Here is a 22610-nt window from a genome sequence, read left to right as displayed (position 1 = left end):
TTGTTGGGCATAGGTCAGCGTGTCTGGGCCGACAGCACCTCGATGACGTGATCTACGGAGGCGCCGCCGAGTAGATCCTGTACCGGCAGCTCAAAGTCGAGTTCAGCCTGCACACGCCGTCGAAACTCCAGTGCCTGCAATGAATCCAGGCCCATCGCCACCATGGGCATGGCAGTGTCGATGGAGTCGGCGTGGTCGGCACCGATGACCTCGGCGAGCAACTGCACCAGATGTCCGGAGCGGTTCTCGGGCGCCACCGCTGCGGGCCGAATGATCTCGGTGTGCGCTACCGGCCTGCTGTTGTCCACAAGCTCGGAGAGCAATGGTCCGTACCCGAACACACCCAGCACTTCGCGTGCCTGCGTGAGGTCGAACGCTCCGACCAGGGTGTTGCCGGTGTGTCGTCTCATCCCGACGGCAAGGGCATCGGCGGGCCGCATCGGATGGACCCCCGCGGCGGCCAGTTTCGCGATACCCGTGTCATCGAGATCGAGGTGCACGGTCCATTGGCCCCACTGCACGGATACGCAATCCAGCCCGGCGGAACGTTGACGGGCCGCGATCACGTCCAGCATCCGGTTGCCCGCCGCATACATCAGCTGGCCCTTGCCGCCGATCGTCGCTGCCAGCGATGAGCACAACATGACGCGGCAGGAATCGGTACGGGGCAGGGTGTCGAGAACATTCGTGATGCCCCCGACCTTGGCGCGTAACGCCTGTTGGAACTTCTCGGTGGTGACCTCGGTGAGCGGAACATCCGAATAGTCCACTGCGGCATGGATGATCAGGTCCGTGGGTGATTCGCGCAGCTCATCGGCGAGCTCGGCGACGGCGGACGCATTGGTTACATCGCAGGAGAGCACACGGACCACGGCACCGGTGCCGCGCCGGATGGCGTCGAGCCGTCCGGCCACCGCGGTTGTCTCGCCGGAACGGCTAATCAGGGTGATATCCCGGGTACCCAGGCGGGCATAGTGCTCGCAGAATTCCTGACCGAGTTTTCCGGTGCCCCCGGTGATCACGACGTGATCGGGTACCGCAGTGGCAGTTTCGCTGTCATCGTCCAGGCCGGCGTCCAGGATGCGCTTGGCGTACATGCCGTCTGCCCGGAGCGCCAACTCCGATTCTCCGGCCGATTGCAGGGCGGCCAAGACGACGCTGGCACTGTCCGGGTGCGCGATATCGGGCATGAGGTCCAGATGCCGGAAGGCAACCCCTGGATGCTCGGCACCCATGCAGCGGAATCCGGCGGCGACCGCGGCATGCACCTGATGCGACGACGTGTCTGCGCTAGCGACCTCTTCGCCGCCGACCGTGACAATCCAGCATCCGGTCACGGAGCTCGATAACTCTGGCCACCATGTGCGATCGCCGAAGAACTGTGCCACCGCGTCGGCAGCACCGGGATCATCCAGTTGTCCCGCAGCGGGTAGCACGATCACCACCGTGTCGGCGTCGCCGGTACCGGATACCGCTGCGTTGCCGATGATGTGGGCCGTTGAACCGAAATCCGATGCACCCTCGCGGAGTGCCTCGGTGAGCGCCCCGGCCTCGCCGGTGGCGTCGATGAATCCGTAGGACCTTGGCGGCATCATCGAACGCCGGGTCACCTTGGTCCAGGCCTCGCGCAGTAGCCGAGGATGTGCCGGAGGGTCGACATGGTCTGCCGGGCGATCGGCTTCCAGCGTGACGGGGGGCTGCTTGATAACGGAAACCCCGCTGTTCGCCCAGCGGTACGACAGCCAGAGCGGAACGTCGTTGTTCTGAACATTCGGGAACTCGCGCAGCGGCAGCGATACGGGTTCGGATGTCTCGGTGCGCAGTGCGTCCCAGTTGTAGTTGAGATCGTGGACGGCGAGGTTCGCGAGATTGGCGGTGAACTCGGCAAGATCCGTTGCGGTCCGGGTGGATGTGCCCACCACGCACGCGGTGCGTTCGGAGTCCAGAGCCGCGAGGTTCTCGCGGATCGCCAGCTGCAAGGTGGGGTGTTCGGCCAACTCCACGAAGGTGTCGACCTGCGCCGTCACCGCGGTCGCGATGGCACGATCGAAGCGGACGATATTGCGCAGGTTCCAGAACCAATACTGATCCACGGGCACCTCAGAGGTAATCGGTGCGCCGAGTGTTGATCCGATGCAATCGATTTCAGAGGCGGCGAACTCGCTGACGCCGAGACTTTCGACAAGTGCCTTGCGAATCTTGGCACCGATAGAGGCGATCATGCTGGTGTGCGCCGGGTATCGCACCGGGATGATCCGCGCGAAGACCCCGTCTTCGGTGAGGCGCTCGACAATCTGCTGGACCGTCTCGCGTTGGCCCGAGATTCCCACCATCGAGGGGGAGTTGATCACCGAGAGTTCGGCCCAACCCGATTGCCGGGCAAGGAGTTCCTCGCAGGCGTCGCGATCGGCAGCGATCACCGCCATGACGTAATCGTCTGCCGGGAATTCATCCGCGATCCGGGCCCGTGTGCCCACCACAGTCACCGCGTCGGCAAGGGACATGGCACCGGAGACATACGCCGCGGCTATTTCACCCTGACTGTGTCCGATCGCGACATCCGGGGTGACACCCACCGAACGCCACAGTGCGGCCAGGCCTGCCATCTGAGTGAACAGCGCGGGCTGGACGACACGTGCACTGTCATCGGCGGGAAGGTGCTCATCGAGAAGATAATTCAGCGGTGAACGGCCGAACTGCGTGCCGAACAGTTCCGAGCAGCGGTCAACCTCGTCGCGAAAATCGGGGAACCGATCGTAGAAGAGTCTTCCCATTCCCGGACGTTGTCCGCCCTGCCCGGGGAACACGAATCCGCGCCGGCGAGAGGTCGCGGGCTCGGCATTGCGGACCACGTGGGGGTGGTTCGCGCCAGTAACCACGGCCCGCAGGGCGGCTACCAGTTGATCGTGGTCTTCGACGGTGATCAGCGCACGATACCGGCGCGCGGCCCGGGTTCGAAAGATCATGCCCGCAATGCGATTCGGGGCGATTCGCGGGTGGTCAAGCACGTACGCGAGGAGCGCCGAGGCTTCCCGGCGCAATACCTCTGGGGTGTCCGCGGAGAGCAGGACGGGGGTGGTGCCGTCGGGTAAGCGGTGGCTAGACATCGTCGCCGTCCTCTCCCACTGCATCGCTGGCGGGCATCGCGATGATGGCGTGCGCGTTGGCGCCCCCGGCCCCGAAGGAGGAGACAGCGCCGTACCGGATGCCGTTCTTCGGCTCCCAGCGGTGCAGCTTCGTGGCCAGGCGGATCCCGGTCATCGACCAGTCGACCTTGGTGGTGGGGTTATCCGCGAACAGGGTCGGTGGGACGTGCCCGTGCTGACCGGCCAACAGCAGTTTGATCAGACCCACCATGCCCGCCGCCGATTGTGCATGTCCGGCATTGGATTTCGCAGATCCCAGCAGTGCGTTGGAGCCTCCGGCTCCGTATGTGCTCTGCAGCGCCATGATCTCCAGCGGATCGCCGGCGCGAGTGCCGGTGCCGTGTCCTTCGAGCATCCCGATATCGGCGGGATCGACGCCGGAGGCGGCGATGGTCGCTGCGACCAGTTTTGCCTGGGCGCGCCCGCGTGGCACCAGGATGGGTTTACCCCCGCCGTTGTGATTGGTGCGGATGGCCATGATGCGCCCGTACACCCGGTGCCCCAGGGCGCGTGCGCGTGATTCACGTTCCAGCACAACAATTCCCACGCCTTCGCCCCAGAGGGTGCCGTTGGCCTCATCGGAGTACGAGCGGCAGTGCCCATCGGGGTCGAGTGCGTGGAGCCGGGAGAATTCGTAGAACGCGCCGGGGGAACCCATGACACAGACGCCGCCTGCCAGAGCCCAATCGCATTCGTCAGCACGTACCGCGGATGCGGCGACGTGCACTGCCGCCAAGGATGATGCGCATGCCGAGTCGACACACATCGACGGCCCGACGAGGCCCAGGCCATGCGAAATTCTGCCCGCGACGCCGAGCTGTCCGGTGCCCACCGCGCGGTGACCGGTATAGGGGGTCATTTCACCCACGCGTGGGCCGTACTCGTTGGGTGAGGCACCGATGAAACATCCAGCCTCGGCGCCGTTTAGATCGCCCGGGTTGATACCGGCGTTCTCCAGCGCCCGCCAGGCGACCCGCATTCCGGCACGCTGCTGCGGGTCTACGGTGAGGGCCTCGCGTTGCGTAAATCCATAGAAGGCAGGATCGAAAACAGTTGCGTCGGTGAGGAACCCGCCTGCATCGGAGACATGCCCCCAACCCTCGAGATTGGAGAGTGATAGTAGCTCATCGATAGGCCACTCGCGATCGCGCGGAAAGGGGCCGATGAGCTCACGGCCGTCGGCAAGGGCATTCCAAAATGCCGTGGGGGTGTTGATTCCGCCGGGTACTTCGATCGCCATCCCGGAGATGACAACGGGATCGGCGTCGGTGACGCTCATCGTTGCAGCGAGTTCGGGCGGGCTGCGTTCGCGGCCAGCAGCTCAGCCAGAGCCTCGGTCTGGGAGTTCAGGAAGAAATGTCCGCCATCGAACAACGTCACTTCGAGTTCGTTGGTGTGCTTGCCCCAGCAGTAAAGGTCGCGCATGGTGATCATGAGGTCTTGATCCCCACCGATCGAATGAATACGTGCCGCAACCTTGACTTCCTCGGTGCATTCGTACGCGTTGAAGGCCCGGTAGTCACCCTTCATGACCGGTAGTGCCATCCGCATGACGTCGAGATTGCCCATGATCGCGGAATTCGTACCGTCGAGGGCGCCCATATGCGCCAGTACCGCGTCATCGTCGGTCGGCAGGGCGGGCTTGTCAGCGATATTGGCCGGCGCCACCGCCGAGGAGACGGTCAGTTGACGCACGTCCAGTCCGGCGGCCTCTGCCAGTCGGACGAACTCGAAGGAGACCACCGCGCCCATGCTGTGGCCGAACGTATGGATCGGAAGGCCGCGATTGTATTCCGATGACTCGAACTCGGCGAATGCTCCCGACGCAATATCAGGGAGGGTCGGCAGGGCCGGCTCACCCGCGCGATCTTGGCGCCCGGGGTACTGAAATATCACCACATTAAAATTTGCTGAAGCAGCTTTCGAGAGTGTGCGATATGCCGAAGCGCCAGCACCTGCATGAGGAAAGAACAGTAGTAATGGCGCATCGGGTGACTCCGGCTTATGGAACTGCCTGATCCATCCGAGTTTGCGATCCACGTCGAGATTCCTTCCAACTTGCAGATAGTTAGATTAGCCTAACGTAACTTGCTGCGGGTATGTGGCCCGCGTCCGGGGCGTGGTGATTGACGGCATCGATGGGGCGTCACCCGCTGCTGCCGACAGACATTAAGGTAAGGCTAGGCATAGTTCCTAGATTGAGGTGGTTCATTTCATGCGCGCGGAGTCGTTCGGATTCCAGGCTTTCGTCCTGAGTGGTGGTGCTCGGTGAGTGGAGATCAGTTGTCCGCACTGGACCGCCGGCGGGAGCTGCTGCGCAAACGGCTTGCCGAAAGCGGCGTCGAGGCACAGGCCGCCACCGATGCGGCCCCGCGAGTCCAAGCGGGCGATCGACGCGAACTCGGACCAGGTCAGCGGCGTATGTGGTTTCTGCAGACCAAGGATGAGGCAGATACCACGCTGAACGTCGGTGTCGCGCACCGGATGCGAGGTTCTCTCGACGAGATTCGGCTGCGGGATGCCTTCGCGGCGATTATCCGGCGGCACGATATCCTGCGCACCACCTATGGTGTCGACGCCGCCGGAGAGCCATATCAGGTCTTCGCCGAGGATGTCGAACTTCCTTGGACCACTATAGATTTAGGGAATCTTGAGGAGGGTGCGCGCGAGCGTGAGATCCAAGCTCTGGCAGGCCGTGAGCTCGGCCGTCCGTTCGACCTGACTGTCGACCTGCCGCTACGGGTCACGTTGCTCCGTATGGGTGAGCAGGACTTCGTTCTGCTGTTGGTGGTGCATCACATCAGCTTCGATGACAACTCTTGGGAGGTGTTCTTCGCCGAGCTGAGCGAGTATTACAACGCCCGCCCGATTGAGGGTGACGCCCCTCAGTTCATGGTCGTGGGGGCGGCCGCCGCTCGGTCATCGGACGTCGGCATCGACTACTGGCGTCAATCCCTGACGCCGCTTCCGGAGCACCTGGACCTCCCAGGCTCGTCGTCGTCAAACCTGACCTCGCGAACTGCGCGGCGACGAGCGATTCCGCTGTCCGCCGAGACTGCGACGCGGATGGAGGAGTTTGCCCGAGCGCACTCGGCGACGCCGTTCATGGTGCTGCTGGCGGCCTTCGGAACGCTTGTTCATCGATACACAGCGGCAACCGATTTCCTGATCGCTATCCCAGTAGTGGAGCGCAAGGCCAACGCGGAAAAGGCAATTGGCTATTTCGGTAACACGGTGCTGGTGCGAGCTGGGGTGGATCCGAGGGCGGGTTTTGCCGCATACGTGGCCGCTGTGCGCGAGGCGTGCCTGGGAGCCTTTGGGCACCAGGACATCGGAATCGACGAGGTGGTGCGCGAGGTCAATCCGAGCCGCGGCGCCGGCCGCGATGGACTGGATGAGCTGGTGCGACTCGGCTTCAGTATGCGCAAGGACCCCAACGGATATCGACTGGCGGGCGTGGATACCACCCGACTCGACCTCGATGCGGGTGCCGCGCAAGTGCCACTGGCTCTGGCGATTGCGACGGACTCGACTGGCACTGTGGTTGAGATCGAATACCAGACCGATGCGTTACCACAGTGGCTGGCAGATCAGCTCCTCGCACACTATGGGCGGCTGCTTGAGGATGGCCTGACTCGCCCGGAGGAACCACTCTCACTGTTGGACCCCTTTGGTGCCGAGGAGCGTTCGGCCGTGCTGGCACAGTCGCACGGAGTGCTGTCCGATGTTCCGCGCGCGACGCTCGTAGATGTTCTTCAGGTGGCCGCTCGGGAGAGACCGGATGCATTGGCGGTGGTATCCGATGAGGTGGAACTCACGTACGACGCGCTGCACCGTCGCGCGAACCGTTGTGCACGGTGGCTCAATGCGCAAGGGGTTGGCACCGAGGATGTGATCGCCCTCCAGATGTCGACATCGGTCGAGTTCATCGTTGCGATGTTCGCGGTCCTCAAATCTGGCGCCGCGTACATGCCCATTGACCCTGCGCTTCCCGAGGAGCGCATCGAGTATCTGACCACCGATGCGAGGCCCCGGATGGTGTTGGGCGCCCGGGAGTTCCAGGCAGCCGAGGAGAAGGCCGCCGACCTTCCCGATTCCGCGGTTGTTGACACCGATCGGTTGCGCCCGCTGCTACCCGAGAACGTGGCGTACGTGATTTACACCTCGGGGTCCACTGGACGACCCAAGGGCGTTGCCGTTGCGCATGCGGCGATCGCCGAGCACGTGGTGTCCTTCACGGCTGACTGGAGCATGACCGCTGAGGATCGGATGCTGCAGTCGACCTCGGTGAGCTTTGATGCCTCGCTGGCCGACATTCTGTGCCCTTTGTCCTTGGGGGCGCAGGTCGTTGTTCCGAAGCCAAATCCGTTCTCCGATATCGGCTATGTGATCGATCTGGTTCGGCGTCGGGGCGTGACGGTGCTGCACATGGTGCCATCCCTGCTCAATTCGGTGATGTTGATGCCCGAGGCCCGTGAGCTGCGCGGGCTGCGGCACATCCCCGTCGGTGGTGAAGCGCTTCCCGGCGAGGTAGCGGACAAGTTCGCCCTCATGTTCGACGTGGAGCTGAGGAATCACTACGGGCCCACCGAGGCCGTGGTGTGTTCGACGTACATGCCTGTTGAAGGCCCCCAGGGTAATTCGGTCGTGCCGATAGGCCTTCCGAATCGAAACGTCTACGCCTACGTGTTGGACGAGACGCTCGAGCTGGTGCCTGCCGGCGTCGTCGGCGAGTTGTATCTCGGCGGCGCGCAGCTGGCCCGCGGTTATCGCGGCCGGCCCGTGCTCACGGCGGAGAGGTTCGTAGCCGACCCGTTCAGTCCCGGAGGTCGGCTGTACCGCACCGGTGATCTGGTGCGCCGCAATGTCTCCAGCCAACTCGAGTTTGTCGGCCGCGCCGATGAGCAGGTTAAGGTCCGCGGATTCCGCATTGAGCTGGGTGAGGTAGAAGGGGTTATCGGCGCCGATCCGCGAGTCGGTCGCTGTGTGGTCACCGTCGTGGAGGATGCGCAGGTGGGTCCCATGTTGGCCGCCTATGTCGTGCCCGCTGCCGACGGGCCCACCGCAGAGATCGACTTGGACGAATTGCGCGCTCGCGCTCAGGAAATGCTGCCGGCGTACATGGTGCCCAGCGCATTCACGGTCATTCCCGAGATTCCGCTGACCACCAGCGGCAAGCTGGATAAGCGAGCGCTACCCGCCCCAGACGCAATGGCGGAGAGGGTATTTCTAGCCCCGACTACGCCCACCGAACGCCGAATGTGTTCGATCTTCTCCAACTTGTTCGGGCGTGACGCGGTCAGTGTCGATGATTCGTTCTTCGAGCTGGGTGGCCATTCGCTACTGGCCGCGCGCCTCGTCGCACAGATCCGCGCTCAGTTCGGCATCGACCTCACGGTGCGCACGGTTTTCGACAGTCCCACTCCGGCAGGACTCGCCGAGCACCTCGTGACGTACTTCCGCGAGGAGTTCGAGATCGAGCTCGACGAGTTGGACCTCGATGACTCCGACGATATGGAGGTCGCCCCCCAAGACGGTCGTCCGGATCTCGTCGAAACCGTGCGTCCGGAGCGTCTCCCACTGTCCTCGTCCCAGCTGTCTATGTGGTTCGAGTGCCAGATGGAGGGTGTAACCGATATCGGCAACATGTGGCTGGCGTTGCGCTTGGACGGTCCCTTGCAGACACCCGCGTTGATCGCGGCCCTCAACGACCTGGTCGCCCGTCACGAGACGTTGCGCACCAACTTTGCGATTCATGAGGGCGGGCCGTACCAGATCGTGCATCCGTCGCGAGAGCTGTCGGTCCCGATCCTCCGGACCGATCCGGAGAACCTCGCGGACACCCTGGCGGAGCTGCGACACCATATTTTCGGGCTGGAGTCGGAGTCGCTGTTCCGTCCCTCCATTGTCGAATTGAGTGCCGAGGAGCACGTGCTGGCCCTGGCCGTGCACCACCTGGTGGTGGACCACGTCTCGTTCACCGTGATCGTCGATGATCTGGTGGCCGCGTACCGCGCCCGCATCGCGGGACAGACACCACAGTGGGATCCGCAACCGGTGCAATACGCGGACTATGTTTTGTGGCAGCGTGCTGCATTCGGCGCCGGTAGCGAGTTCGGGCAGGCGGAGGTCGCGTGCTGGCGTGAGCTGCTGGCCGGCGTGCCGATCGAGATTGCGGTGGCACACGATCGCGCTCGGCCGCAGATCCTCGGAAAGCGCGGTGAGGTAGAGAGATTCACCGTGCCGCCCGAGCGCAGGCAGACACTGACTCGGATGGCCGAGCAGCATGGTGTCACCGAATTCATGGTCTACCAGGCGGCACTGGCCGCCGTTCTGCATCGCCTCGGCGGCGGCACGGACATCGTGATCGGTAGCCCGGTTGCCGCCCGAGTACACCCGAATGTCGCGAATCTTGTTGGGCTATTTGCCAACATGGTGGCGTTACGGAACGATTTGTCTGAGGATCCGACACTGCGCGAGGTGTTGAAGCGGAGCCGTGATGCCACGCTCAACGCGCATGCACACCAGGAACTGCCGATCGAGAAACTGGTGGAGGCCATCAATCCGCCGCGTTCGCTTTCCTGGAATCCCTTGTTCCAGACCATGGTCAATTTCCGTGGCGCGGATTGGGGAACGGAAGCGCGAGATCTGACCGGGTCCGGCGAGATCTCATTGGTACCGCTGCCCATGGAGGTGGACGTCTCCTATCTGGATCTGAACTTCGCGCTGAACGTCACCCCGTCGGGCGGGCTCGACGTGTCGGTGGTTGCCAACGCCGATCTGTACGACCCCGAGACCACCCGCCTGATCGCACGTGCACTGGATGCGGCGTTCGATGCGTTCGCGATCGATCAGGACCTACGGGTTTCCGAGATCGCGCTGCTACCGGCGGATGCCATGGAACGGCTGTTGGCTCCGCCGGCCGCCGCGCACGAACGTATCGCGGCGCCGGTAAATGAGGGGTCCGAGGAGACCAAACTCGCTCTCATCGCCATCCTGGAGGAACTGCTGGAGATCAGCGATATCGACCCTGAGGACAACTTCTTTGCTCTTGGCGGCGACAGCGTCATCTCCATCCAATGGTCGACCCGCGCCGCCGAACGAGGGCTGGCGATGACCCCGCAGATGGTGTTCGAATGTGCGACGATCGCTCAGCTGGCGGGCGCCGTCGATTCCGCTGACCAGGTTGCGACAGAAGAGAATTCGGGTATCGAAAGTTCAGCAGAGTCCAGTGCTCCGATGAGTGCTTCGGGTTTGAGTGCCGAGGCGCTCGCTGAGCTCACCGCGTCGTGGCAGGCGCAGCCATGACGGGAACCGAACAGCAGCCCCAGATCGAGGATGTACTGGCGCTGAGTCCCTTGCAGGAGGGCTTCTTTGCGCTGTCCCAGCTCGCCGACGAGAGCGTCGATCTGTACAGCATGCAGTTCGTCGCCGATATCGACGGTGGTCTCAATGTCGATCTGCTACACCGCAGCGCTCAGGCACTCCTGACGCGGCATCCCAATCTGCGTGCCGCCTTCTGGGACCGCGGGCTGCCCAAACCTGTGCAGATCGTGCCTGCTCACGCGGACATTCCGTGGGAGGAACATGAGGCACAGCCAAAGGAATTCGACGATATCGCGCTGAGCGAGCGGCGCCGCCCGTTCGACCTGGGCAAGGGGCCGGCGATCCGTATCGTTTTGCTCAACGTCCCGGGCGAATCACGGCACCGAATGATCGTCACCACCCACCACATCCTCATGGACGGCTGGGCGATCGCCATCTTCTTCAGTGAGCTCCTCGCGGCCTATCAGGCAGACGGGTCTGTCGACGGCTTGCCGGCGGTGCGGCCCTACCGCGATTACATCGCATGGCTCAACGCGCAGGACACTGCCGCGGCGACCGCGCGATGGACGCGCTACCTGAGCACCGTGTCCGGGCCGCTCATGCTTGCCGACGGTGTCGTCGCCGCGCACGACAGCGTGCCCCAGAAGTCGCAATTCCTTTTGACCCCAGAGGAAACCGTGCGGCTTCGCCAGTGGACGGCCGTGAATGGGCTCACCCTCAACACCGTAACGGCGTTCGCGTGGGCGCTTGTGCTCGGCAGGCTGACCGACCGCACGGATGTGGTGTTCGGCACCATCGTGTCCGGACGGCCCAAGGAACTACCCGATGTGGAACGGATGGTCGGGCTCTTCATCAATTCGGTGCCGATGGTGCATCACATCGACTACTCGACTTCGGTGATCGAGCAGTGCGCACAGTTGCAGCGCGAAGCGGCGGCGATGCGCGATATCGGGTATCTGAGCCTGTCTGCGCTGCAACGGGGCGAGGGCAGCGCCGCGTTGTTCGACACCCTGTTTGTCTTCGAGAACGCCCCGATTGGCGATGCGGCCCAGGCTGTCGAGATGGCCGACGGCGCTCGCTTCCGTCCAGTTGAGATGGAAAGCCTGGCTCACTATCCGTTGACCGTGGTCTCGCACATGCACGGAGACTCGCTGCTGGTGCTCATCGAGGCAATTCCCGAGGCGATACCGCATGTTTCGGGTGCCAGCATCGGCGAACGCGTGATCTCGGTGCTACGTCAGCTGCCGGAGATCGGTGACCGGACACCGGATGCGCTCGACGTGTTGACTGCGCGTGAGTGCGCCGAGATCGTCGTCACGCCCTCGGCGGCCGACCCGTCGGCCGCTTCGGTGTGGGAGCTGTTCGCGGCGCAGGCGGCCGAGAATCCCGATGGTCTTGCGCTCACGGTGCAGTCGACGGAGGCCGACAAGCGTTACACCTACGCGCAGTTGCATGCCGATGCGAGTCGGTTGGCGGCCGAACTGGGCGCCCACGATATCGGCCCAGAAAGTACTGTGGCCCTGGTACTTCCACGCTCCGCCGATGCAGTCGTCGCTATTCTTGCGGTCCTGGCCGCGGGTGCCGCGTATGTTCCCGTGGACATCGGACTACCGGCGGCACGCATCGAATCGATTCTGCGTCAGTCTGATCCGAAACTCATCATCACGGTCGGCGAGCATCGCGACATCGCCGGCGGGGGATATCCCGTTCTGGTGCTCGATGAGCCGGTGAGTATCGAGCGTATTTCCGGGCGCCCCGCCACGGTTCCTACCGCCGGCGGACACCGTGAGCAGAGCGCATATCTCATCTTTACTTCCGGCTCGACCGGTGAGCCCAAGGGTGTCATCGGCACGCACGGTGCGCTGATGAGTTACTTTGCCGACCATCGTGATCGGGTGTATCGACCGGCCACCGCGCGGCTCGGGCGCAAGCTTCGGATCGCCCATGCCTGGTCGTTGAGCTTCGACGCCTCATGGCAGCCGATGATCGGTCTGCTGGACGGGCACACTGTACATCTGTTCGACGCCGAGTCCATGCGGGATGCGCACCGACTGGTGCACGGCATGGCCGAGCACGGTATCGACATGATCGACACCACGCCGTCGATGCTGGCTCAGTTGTCCGCCGCGGGGCTGCTCGATCGGGAGCTTCCCGTGTTGGCGCTGGGCGGCGAGGCTATCGAGACAGCGTTGTGGAACCGGCTGCGTTCGTTGAGCGGTACTGCCGTCTACAACTGCTACGGCCCCACCGAGACGACGGTAGAAGCCGTTGTCGCACCGGTGAAGGACTATTCGGAGCCCACCATCGGAACGCCCAATCAGGGGATGGCCGGGTACGTCCTGGATTCGCGGCTGCGGCCGGTACCGGACGGTGCCGTGGGTGAGCTCTATCTCGCCGGTGCCCAACTGGCCCGCGGATATGCGGGTAAGCCCGCGGTGACGGCGGGCGCCTTTGTCGCCGATCCGCAGCGGCCGGGTCAGCGCATGTACCGGACGGGCGACTTGGTGCGCCGCCTGCCGCACGGAGGTTTCGCGTATCTAGGCCGGGCCGACTCTCAGGTGAAGATCCGCGGCTACCGGGTCGAGGTCGGCGAAATCGAATCTGCGTTGCGTCTACAACCGGGCGTACAGACCGCCGCGGTGACCGTGGTGCGCCGCGCGGGCGGCGCGACTCTCGTGGGTTTTGTTGTTTCCCAACAGGAAATGGCCGAATTCAACTCCTCCCGGACCCTGATGAGCCTTGCCGATCGGTTGCCGTCTTACATGATGCCGTCGCGGCTGGTCGTGCTTGAGCGGCTGCCCGTCACGGTGAATGGCAAGCTGGACGGCGATGTGCTGGAGCGGCTCGCGCTGGACGCCCTGTCCGGCGGTGCCGCTGAGGGTGCGGCGGCGCAGCCAGGCAGCACTACCGAATGCGCTCTGTGCGAGTGCTGTGCCGAACTGTTCGACGGAACCGCTCCAGGTATCGACGAAGACTTCTTTTCCCTTGGGGTGGACAGCATTGTCGCGATTTCGCTGGTGAACAAGGCGCGTAAACGCGACCTGATGATTACCCCGCGCATGGTGTTGGCCGCGCCCACCATCCGGCAGCTCGCGGCCCTCATAGACGAGCGAGCCGATCGGGTCAACCGATCCGAAATCGTTGATTCCCTAGCCGGAGAAGCGGACTACGGCGAGGTCCCGCCACTGCCGGTGGTGTCGTGGATGTACGAAAGCGAAACTTACCGTCGGCTCTCGTTGTCGGTGCTTGTCCGGCTGCCCGAGGGTATTGATAGCCCACGGATCGAGCAAATGCTCCAGCTGCTTCTCGATGGATACGCCATGTTGCGGTCGACGCTGGTGGATACCCCCGACGGGCCTCGGGTGGTCACCCGCGAACCTGGGGTAGTGCGCGCCGAAAGTGTGCTCAGCCGAGTGGAACTGCCCGCGAGAGAAGCCACTCACGCCGCGATCACCACTGCGGCACGGGACGCCTTTGACGCCCTGAACCCGTGGTCGGGTGCCATGATGCGGGCAACCTGGCTCGCGGACGCCGAGGCGGGCGACGCCCTGCTGCTGACCGTCCACCACCTGGCGATGGACGTGGTGTCCTGGCACATTGTGCTGGGCTACCTCGCAGATGCGTGGCACACGGTGGAATCCGGCGGAGTGCCCAAGACACCCATGGAGTTCACCTCGTATCGGCAGTGGAGCCAGCTGATGCAGCAGCGCGCCTCGAGCGCGGACGTGTCACGTCAGCGGGACTACTGGCGCGCACAGGTCTCGGGCGCCGATCCAGAGCTGGGGTCGCGGCACGCCGACCCGGTCCGCGACACCTGGGGGACCTTGCAGACCACCGCGATACCGACACCGGTCGATATCACCGCGCGCCTGCTGGCCTCGCTGAACAAGCCCGAAGGTGTCTACGGGTTCCTGCTGGCGGCGCTGGCGGTCACGGTGGCCAGCTGGCGTGCGCAGCGCGGACAGGACCCGGCCGCGGGCACCCTGGTCTCGCTGGAGGGCCATGGCAGGGCCGATGCGGAGCTCGACACCGACACCAGCGGCACCGTCGGCTGGTTCACCACCGTCTATCCGGTGCGCGTGGGCGGCGGTGAGGTGGCCATAGACGTCGATCAGGCAGAGAACGACAGCGCTGCGGCCGGGCGGCTCTTAGGTGCGGTTGCCGCGCATATCAGCGAGATTCCGCATCAGGGACTGGATTACGGTTTGCTTCGCTATGCGGAGCGCAGCGTGGAGCTGGCTTCGGCGCGGGACCCGCAGATCCAGTTCAATTACGTGGGCCGGATGGACATCAGCGGTATCGACGATCGGCCGTGGTCGCTCATCACGGGTTCGCGAAGTCTCGCCGTGCCTCCGGATTCCGAACCGGATCTACCGCTGCGATTCGCCATCAACATCGGTTCGGCGGTGATGACAACCGCCGAGGGACCGCAGTTGGTCACCAACTTGCAGTGGAGCTCAAACCTTTTCACCTCGGCGGATGCCGACCAGCTGGCGCGGCTGTGGCAACGGAGCGTTGCCGCGCTGGCTCGGGCACTCGACGTATAGCGACAGGAAGACAGCACGGATGGAATCAATCAGCAGGGACGAGATCAAGGCGACCGTCGCCGACCTCATTGGGCTCACCCCCCAGGAGATCTCGGACGTGGACGACCTCATCACGCTCGGGCTGGACTCGATCCGCATGATGACGCTGGCCGGTGGATGGCGCAAGCGGGGGAGCCGAATCACCTTCGCGCAGCTTGCGGCCGAGCCGTCGGTCGAGTCCTGGCATGCGCTGTTGGGGGACGGCGCGGAACCGGTCTCGGACGTCCGTGACGATATCGCAGCAGCCGCCGGTACCACGGAAAACACGGCGGAGGATGCGCCCTTCCCGCTGGCCACCATGCAGCACGCCTATTGGATCGGTCGTTCGGAGGATCAGGAGCTCGGTGGCGTCGCCGCGCACCTGTACGTCGAGTTCGACGGTGGAGCAATTGATCCCGAGCGGCTGCGGCTGGCGGTCGACCTGCTCGTGGCGGCACATCCGATGCTGCGCACCAGGTTTCTGCCCGACGGCACCCAGCAGACCTTGTCAGCCCCGGAGCGCGATGTGTTCAGCGTGATGGATCTGCGTGGACGTGCGGACGAGGAGATCGAGGCGGCACTGACCGAGCTCCGTGAGCGCAAGACGCATCAGCGCCTGGCGATCGAGGACGGCCAGGTGCTCGATGTCACCCTGACCCTGCGCGACGAGACGAGTAGCCGGCTGCATCTGGACGTGGACATGCTGGCCGGTGACGCGATGAGCTACCGGGTGCTGGTGTCCGATCTGGCGGCGCTGTACCACGGTGCCGCACAACCGGAGTTGGGATACACCTACCGGCGTTATCGTACCGAGCAGCGCGGTGATGAGTCGGCGCGCGAGCGTGATCGTCAATGGTGGAGCGAGCGGCTGGATGACCTGCCGGGTGCGCCGGAGCTGCCCACCGTGCCGGTGAGTGAACGTACCGAACCGCACCGCACCGTCCGGTACGACTACTGGCTTGAACCGCAGGCCAAGCAGCAGCTGCTGGCTGCCGCACACCAGCGCGGCATCACCCCCGCGATGGCGATGGCCGCGGTCTTCGCCGAGACGATCGGAGGGTGGTCCGCGCAAAGCCGCTTCCTGCTGAATGTCCCGCTATTCCATCGTGAATCGGTGCACCCCGATATCGACCGGGTTATCGGTGATTTCACCTCCTCGATCATGCTGGACGTCGATCTCACCGACCAGATGTCGGTGACCGACCGGGCTCGCGCCTTGCAACGCAGCATGTATGAGAGCGGAGCGCATTCGGCGTACCCGGGGCTCAATGTGCTCCGTGATCTCGGCAGGCACCGTGGTGAGCCGGTGCTGGCGCCGGTTGTGTACACCAGCGCGCTGAATCTGGGGGAGCTGTTCGCCACGTCGGTCATGGACACCTTTGGCGAACCGGTCTGGATCATTTCCCAAGGGCCGCAGGTGCTGCTGGATGCGCAGGTCACTGAGGTACGCGGCGGCCTGCTGCTCAACTGGGATGTGCGTGAATCAGCTTTCCCGGAGGGCATGGTCGACACCATGTTCGCGCGCTACACCGATGCGGTGGCCGCGCTGTGCACCGGAGACGACGGCTGGAATGCCGATGCGGCCGTGCGGCTTCCGGCCTCGCAGGCCGAGATCAGACGAACCGTCAATGCGACCGACGGCCCGGTGAGCGGCCGATGCCTGCATGAAGGCTTCTTCGATTTCGCGAAGACGTACCCCGGCGCATCCGCGGTGGTGTGGGGCTTCGGTGACGAGGACGGGGCATGGACGTATGGCGACCTGGCCGCGCAGGCCTTGGCTGTGGCCGGTGCGCTTCGGGCCCGGGGCGTTCAGCCCGGTGATGCGGTGGCGGTGCAGCTGCCCAAGGGGCGCGATCAGATACTTGCCGTGCTCGGCGTGCTTGCCGCTGGGGCGACGTACATCCCTATCGGATTTGACCAGCCCGCCCGTCGCCGGGCCAGCATCCTCGAAACCGGTGGTGTTGCGGTGGCGATAACCGCCTCGGGCGCTGATATTCCGGTGCCGTCGGTGTCCATCGATACCGCCCGGCACCACAGTGAGCCGTTGGCTGCGCCGGTCATTCCACCGACCGATGCGATCGCGTATGTCATCTTCACGTCTGGCTCGACCGGCACGCCCAAGGGTGTGGACGTGCTGCACCGTGGGGCGATGAACACCATCGATGCCGTCAATGAATGGTTCGATGTCGGGTCGACCGACAGGGTCCTGGCGCTTTCGGCGCTGGAGTTCGACGCATCCGTGTATGACATCTTCGGAATGTTCTCGGTCGGCGGATCGCTGGTGGCGGTCGATGTCGCACAGCGTGCCGAGGCCACCACGTGGGTGGATCTGCTACGGCGCCACAAGGTTTCGATCCTCAACTGTGTGCCGAGCATGCTGGACATGATCCTGGAGATCGGCGGCAACGGCCTGGGCGACTCGCTGCGGGCGGTCACCCTGGGCGGTGACTGGGTGGGCGCTGACCTGGCGACCCGCCTCGCCGCGCAGGTCCCGGGTTGCAGGTTCTCCGGTTTGGGCGGAGCCACCGAGACATCCATTCACAACACCATTTGTGAGGTGGTGGGAGATCCGCCCGCGCACTGGGCGACAGTGCCTTTCGGTGTGCCGCTGCGCAACGTCCGATGCCGGGTGGTGTCACCCGCGGGTCGCGACTGCCCGGACTGGGTGCCCGGTGAGTTCTGGGTGGGCGGCGCCAATGTTGCAGCCGGATACCGCAACGACCCCGAACGCACCGCCGAACGATTCGTCGAGTACGACGGACTGCGCTGGTATCGGACGGGAGACATGGCCAGGTACTGGCCGGACGGAACCATCGAATTCCTGGGCCGCGCGGACCATCAGGTGCAGATCCGCGGTTATCGCGTGGAGCTGGGCGAGGTGGAAAGCGCGCTGCGGATGGTGCCCGGCATACGCCATGCCGTCGCCGGCATCGTCGGCGGTGATGCGCCGATTCTCGTTGCCGCGGTGTCGGGTACCCCGGATCAGTCGGCAGATTATGCCGCGTTGCTCGGCGATGTGGTGCCCGGTTACATGATCCCGGCCCGCGTCGAGGTCCTCGATCAGATGCCGTTGACCCCGAACGGGAAGATCGATCGGGGAGCGGTGACCGCGCTGCTCGAAGAGGTGGCCACCGCCGGCACCGACTCGGCTCCCCGGGATGATCTCGACACAGCCCTCGCGGATCTGATGGCAGGTGTGCTGGGCGTGGAATCCATTGGGGTGTACGACGACTTCTTCGCCCAGGGCGGTGACTCGGTGCTCGCCACGACGGTAATCGCGCGCGTGCGCGACTGGCTGTCAATCGAACACGCACTGGTCGGCGACCTCTTTGCCACCCGTACCGTCGCCGGGCTTGCCGACCGACTCAAGCAGCGCGAGATCGAACTCGGCACGCCGGACCGCCTGGCCGTGGTCGCGGGGCACTACCTGGAGATCGCGGCGATGACCGATGAGGAAATCCTGGCGGGCACCTCCTGACCGGTCAGGAGGTCGCGGGCGTACCCAGCACCATGCTGCCTACGCTGCACTCCTGCAGCTCCGGAACGGCTGCGGCGGCGGTGAATGCCGCTGTATCCCCGAATCCCTGGGCGCATGCGCCCAGACCCATGGCGGTGGCGGCCAGGTAGATGGTCTGCATGAGAACACCGACATGCTTGAGGATGGCCGAGTAGGCGACCTGCTCGTAGGTCCACATCACCCGCCCGGTGCGCGCGGCCATCACCAGCAGCACTTGTGGTTCGGCGCCCCCCTCGAGCGTCGCGGAGGTCGATTTCAGTAGCTGCTTCACCGCGGTGGAGTCGGCATCGGCCACGGGCCTCAGAACGTGCTCGAAGGAGTCGTAGTGGTACATGCCCGGTGCGAGTCCTGCGACGTTGCGCACCACCGGATACAGCTCCAGCTCGTACACGCTGCCACCCGAGGGATACGGACGGGACAGGAGTTCTTCGCCTTCGCTTTCCGAGCGGACGCCACGGGTACGAGCCGTGCGATACAGGAGCTCGGAAAGCTGTTCGATGGTAATGGGGTTGGCGTCATCGAAGGCGCGCACCGAGATCCGGTCCTCGATCACCGTGGTGAGAGTCGGATCCCCGGCGCGCAGAGCCGCCAGGTCTGGGGCGGGTAACGCGACCGGGCTTCCCGGATAGTCGGGTTTGCGCGCTGCCGGCTGCGGGAACTTGCCCTTCGCCCATTTCGTGGGACCGAAGTGGTCCCAGGTGATGGTGCGTTCCCCCAGGGTGCTGCGTCGGTGGAACCACAGGTCCGATGCGTTCCAGCTGACGGAGGTGAACTGGTGGTTTTCCTCAGCGCTGTGGGAGACGACGAATCCGCCCCAGCGCAGATCGGCCTGGAACCGCGCGATGAGATCCTCGCTCAGGTCGGCGATAGCGTGTCCGGGGCCGTCGAGCAGGGCGAGCAGGCGCAGATCCTGGATGCGGATATCGCACCAGCTCAGCGGATTTTCCAGCACGTATCCGCGTGAATCGCGATGCAGTACTGAGAATTTCGACAGATGGACGCCCGACGGTGCGGCATCTTTGGGTTGGGGGCCGGGGACGCCGAAGCACTCGACGGCATAGAGGTCGTGTCTGTCGTCTCGGACCGCCAGCGACAGCCATCCACCTTCGAGTAGCCGCGTGACGAGTGCCTCGATGGCGTCGCTATCGGCATCGGTTATCAGTTCCGCTAGCGTCGCGGGGCCGCTGTTGAGAGTTTTCAGCACGCGCCGCTGCTGTTGCGAGAGCCCGGTGAGTTTCTCGTTGCGCGGTGGGTTCAGAAGTATCGCGCCCGCGGCTGTGACGAGGCACGTTGCGCCGTCACGTAGGGCGAACCGGGTCCCGGCAGGATAGGTGAGAGCGGACAACGGAGGCCTTCCGGACGGTATGCCGACGCCGAATGCGTATGCGTTTTCACCGACGATCATAAGGAACCCCGGTAAGGTACCCCTAACTTGGGTCCTATTTGCTGGACGGGTGGATTGCTGCCAGCCGTTTGGATGCATGAGCTACCTGCTCTGCGGATTCTGTGCGACCTGACGGATGAGCATGCGCGGCCACCCGGCCGATGGTGCTGGATGAGGCCGAAAGTGCCCAGTACGCTGAGCATCCAGCGAATGCCCGAACAATGAGGAGTGCTCGATGAACTTCGGCGATTTCCAGCTCCAGTTCTATGCGGCGGGTGCGCTCGGCAAGGTGTCGACTCTTCCGTTCAACTTTGCCGAGTTGGAGAGCCGTGCGGAGCAGACGCTGGGCGAGGGAATCTTCGGCTACGTGCGCGGTGGCGCAGGCGATGAACACACTCAGGACGCGAATGCCACCGCACTCCGTCGCTACGGGCTGGTGCCACGGATGTTGCGAGACCGCACAACTCGGGACATGTCGACATCGTTTCTGGGGCGGCAGCTCACCAGCCCGGCGTTCATCTGCCCGGTCGGCGTGCTGGGTGCGGTCCGTGACCGCGGCGATCTGTTGACCGCGGCCGCTGCCCGGGAGCTCGATGTGCCCGCGATGTATTCGACGCTCTCCTCGGCCACGCTTGAGGAGGTCGCCGCCGAGCGCGGTGATTCGTACGGAATCTTCCAGCTGTACCCGTCATCGGATTCTGAGCTGACCGACAGCTTCATTCGACGTGCCGAGGCGGCGGGGTACGACGCGCTGGCGGTGACTCTCGACACCGGCACGCTGGGGTGGCGTCCCCGGGATCTGAAACATGGGTACCTGCCGATGCTGCACGGACACTGCCTGGCGAACTACACTTCCGATCCCCGCTTCCTGGAAATCGCGGGAGTACGCTCCGCCGGGGAATTGATGCCGATGCATGCGGGTCTGGTGTGGGCGTCGCTGTTCAGCCATCCCGGGCTGACATGGGCGGATATCGACCATTACCGGGAGCTGACCGATCTACCGATCATCCTGAAGGGCATCTGTGATGCCGACGATGTCCGGCAGGCCGTCGACCGCGGTATCGATGCCGTCGCCTACTCCAATCACGGTGGGCGGCAAGCGAACGGGGGAATACCGGCCATCGATGGCCTCGCGGCGGCCGTCGAGGCCGCCGGCTCGGTTCCGGTGACGTTCGACTCCGGGATCCGCGATGGCGTCGACATCTTGCGGGCCGTCGCTCTCGGCGCCAGCCTGGTGGGGATCGCCCGACCGTACGTCTATGGGCTGGCGCTGGACGGAACCAATGGTGTCAAACACGTCATCCAGTCGCTACTGGCGGAGGCCGACCTGACCATGGCGGTCAACTGTTACCTGTCGCTCGACGAGCTGTCCGTGCAGCGGGTGGTGTGATCGCCAGGATTCGCTGACTCCCCATCATCATTCTTGTGAATTCCGAGTTTGCTGTAGATTGCGTTAAACATATTGTGGACAGGCGGGGGTGTTTGTGAATCAGCAATGGGTGGCGGAGCCGATGCCGTACCCGAACGACGCGCACTCTGCGCCCTCGTCGAGCCGCTGGGCCACCGTGACGATCATCGTCGCAGGTGTGATTGCCGTGGTGGCGCTGGTTGTGTGTGGGTATCTCGGGTGGAAGGTGGTCGGCGATCAGCGGGCGATCTCGGCTGGACGAGAGGCGCGGTCCGCCGCGTCGACCCAATACGCCGAATTCCTGCGTAATGGGGAGGCGCACACGGCAGGCGCGGAAGCACAGAAGGCGGCCATTGAATTTGCCGGGTTGCTGATCAACGTGGACTACAAGGACCCTGATCGGAACACCTCCAAGGTACTCGCGAATTCGACCGGTGAATTCAAAGCGAAGTACAGCAGCAGCAGCGCCCAGTTGCGGCAGGTTCTTGTTGAGAACCGGGCCGTGGCGACCGGCATCGTGGTCGACTCGGCGATTCAGTCCGAAACCGCCAACAAGGTCACGTTGCTGCTTTTCGTCGACCAATCGGTCACGAACACCGCCGTTCCGGACGCGCGTATGGACCGGAGCCGTCCGACCGTCACCATGGAGAAGGCCGATGGTCGTTGGCTCACGAGCAATTTCGAGCTGCTGTGACGCCGTCATCGCGCAACCAGATACGAATCGTTGCGGCCAGTCTCTTGGTCGGCGCCGCCGTTGTCGCGTCGTGTGCGTGCGGAGCCTTGGGCTGGAAGCTTTCTCGCGACGGCCGGACATTGAGCACCGAACGCCAGGCCACTGCGCAGGAGCGCGCCGAGTTCGAGCGCGACCGCCAGATCCGCCAGACGCGCGAGGACGGCCGCCGCGCAGCCGAGTCGTTAGTCGTGGTGCTTACCTCGATCGACCCGTACAACATCGACGCGAACTTCGCCGAGGTTCTTGAACAATCCACCGGAGAACTGAAGGACGAATTCGCTAAGGCCAGTGTGCGACTGCGCCAACTACTCGTTGACAACCATGCCATCGCGAGCGGCAGGGTCGTCGCCTCGGCAGTGCAGTCCGATACTGCGGACATGCCCGACAAGAAGGTTGTGGTCCTGCTCGCGGTGGATCAGACCATCACAAACAACCAACGCCCGGACCCACGTGTCGACAAGAGCCGGATGAAGGTCACCATGGAGCTCGTCGACGGACGCTGGCTGGGCGGCAAGCTCGAGTACGTCTAGC

The 22610-nt window shown here is 64.3% G+C and carries 10 protein-coding genes; 6 read left to right on the top strand and 4 right to left on the bottom strand.

What is annotated here, in order from left to right:
* Positions 1-14: 14 nt before the first annotated feature.
* The 3 genes from nbtC to MLB1_RS18800 are packed head-to-tail and all read right to left on the bottom strand — an operon-like array spanning position 15 to position 5186.
* A complete protein-coding gene (gene nbtC / locus MLB1_RS18810) occupies positions 15-3107 on the bottom strand; it encodes a nocobactin polyketide synthase NbtC (protein WP_180751370.1) in 3093 nt (1030 codons plus the stop codon).
* The gene (locus MLB1_RS18805) at positions 3100-4425 is read right to left on the bottom strand and encodes a polyketide synthase (RefSeq protein ID WP_180751369.1); all 1326 of its coding nucleotides are present in this window, start codon (positions 4423-4425) and stop codon (positions 3100-3102) included. The genes nbtC and MLB1_RS18805 overlap by 8 nt, the downstream gene beginning before the upstream one ends.
* Complete coding sequence (locus tag MLB1_RS18800) at positions 4422-5186, bottom strand: alpha/beta fold hydrolase (protein WP_180751368.1); 765 nt, start codon at positions 5184-5186, stop codon at positions 4422-4424. Before MLB1_RS18800 ends, MLB1_RS18805 begins: the two co-directional genes overlap by 4 nt.
* A 228-nt stretch (positions 5187-5414) precedes the next feature.
* Here MLB1_RS18800 and MLB1_RS18795 point away from each other — a divergent pair, with 228 nt between their 5' ends.
* The 3 genes from MLB1_RS18795 to MLB1_RS18785 are packed head-to-tail and all read left to right on the top strand — an operon-like array spanning position 5415 to position 18515.
* Entirely contained in the window at positions 5415-10454 is a 5040-nt protein-coding gene (locus tag MLB1_RS18795) for a non-ribosomal peptide synthetase (protein WP_180751367.1), read from the top strand.
* Positions 10451-15019 (top strand): non-ribosomal peptide synthetase, encoded by a 4569-nt coding sequence (locus MLB1_RS18790; protein ID WP_180751366.1) that lies wholly within the window; start codon positions 10451-10453, stop codon positions 15017-15019. The genes MLB1_RS18795 and MLB1_RS18790 overlap by 4 nt, the downstream gene beginning before the upstream one ends.
* A 19-nt stretch (positions 15020-15038) precedes the next feature.
* On the top strand, positions 15039-18515 hold the full coding sequence (locus MLB1_RS18785) for a non-ribosomal peptide synthetase (protein ID WP_180751365.1): 3477 nt from the start codon (positions 15039-15041) through the stop codon (positions 18513-18515).
* A gap of 4 nt (positions 18516-18519) precedes the next feature.
* Here the strand turns inward: MLB1_RS18785 and MLB1_RS18780 are convergent, their stop codons facing one another.
* Positions 18520-19959 carry a SagB family peptide dehydrogenase gene (locus MLB1_RS18780; protein WP_180751364.1) on the bottom strand — a complete coding sequence of 480 codons (1440 nt, stop codon included), beginning with the start codon at positions 19957-19959 and terminating at the stop codon, positions 18520-18522.
* A 214-nt stretch (positions 19960-20173) separates the two neighbouring features.
* Here MLB1_RS18780 and MLB1_RS18775 point away from each other — a divergent pair, with 214 nt between their 5' ends.
* The 3 genes from MLB1_RS18775 to MLB1_RS18765 all read left to right on the top strand — a co-directional run bounded on the left by MLB1_RS18775 (position 20174) and on the right by MLB1_RS18765 (position 22609).
* A complete protein-coding gene (locus MLB1_RS18775; protein WP_180751363.1) occupies positions 20174-21328 on the top strand; it encodes an alpha-hydroxy-acid oxidizing protein in 1155 nt (384 codons plus the stop codon).
* Positions 21329-21422: 94 nt separating this feature from the next.
* On the top strand, positions 21423-22040 hold the full coding sequence (locus MLB1_RS18770) for a DUF3329 domain-containing protein (RefSeq protein ID WP_180751362.1): 618 nt from the start codon (positions 21423-21425) through the stop codon (positions 22038-22040).
* On the top strand, positions 22037-22609 hold the full coding sequence (locus MLB1_RS18765) for an Mce protein (protein ID WP_180751361.1): 573 nt from the start codon (positions 22037-22039) through the stop codon (positions 22607-22609). Before MLB1_RS18770 ends, MLB1_RS18765 begins: the two co-directional genes overlap by 4 nt.
* The last annotated feature ends 1 nt before the right edge of the window (position 22610 follow it).

It is taken from the genome of Mycobacteroides sp. LB1, from assembly GCF_013449725.1.
Taxonomy (GTDB): Bacteria; Actinomycetota; Actinomycetes; order Mycobacteriales; family Mycobacteriaceae; genus Mycobacterium.
This window is presented reverse-complemented; position numbering and strand designations above follow the sequence as displayed.

What these genes read in the sequence shown, in the direction of transcription:
- nbtC (WP_180751370.1), bottom strand. Translation starts at nt 3,107, where the DNA reads ATGTCTAGCCACCGCTTACCCGACGGCACCACCCCCGTCCTGCTCTCC.
- MLB1_RS18805 (WP_180751369.1), bottom strand. Translation starts at nt 4,425, where the DNA reads ATGAGCGTCACCGACGCCGATCCCGTTGTCATCTCCGGGATGGCGATC.
- MLB1_RS18790 (WP_180751366.1), top strand. Translation starts at nt 10,451, where the DNA reads ATGACGGGAACCGAACAGCAGCCCCAGATCGAGGATGTACTGGCGCTG.
- MLB1_RS18785 (WP_180751365.1), top strand. Translation starts at nt 15,039, where the DNA reads ATGGAATCAATCAGCAGGGACGAGATCAAGGCGACCGTCGCCGACCTC.
- MLB1_RS18780 (WP_180751364.1), bottom strand. Translation starts at nt 19,959, where the DNA reads ATGATCGTCGGTGAAAACGCATACGCATTCGGCGTCGGCATACCGTCC.
- MLB1_RS18775 (WP_180751363.1), top strand. Translation starts at nt 20,174, where the DNA reads ATGAACTTCGGCGATTTCCAGCTCCAGTTCTATGCGGCGGGTGCGCTC.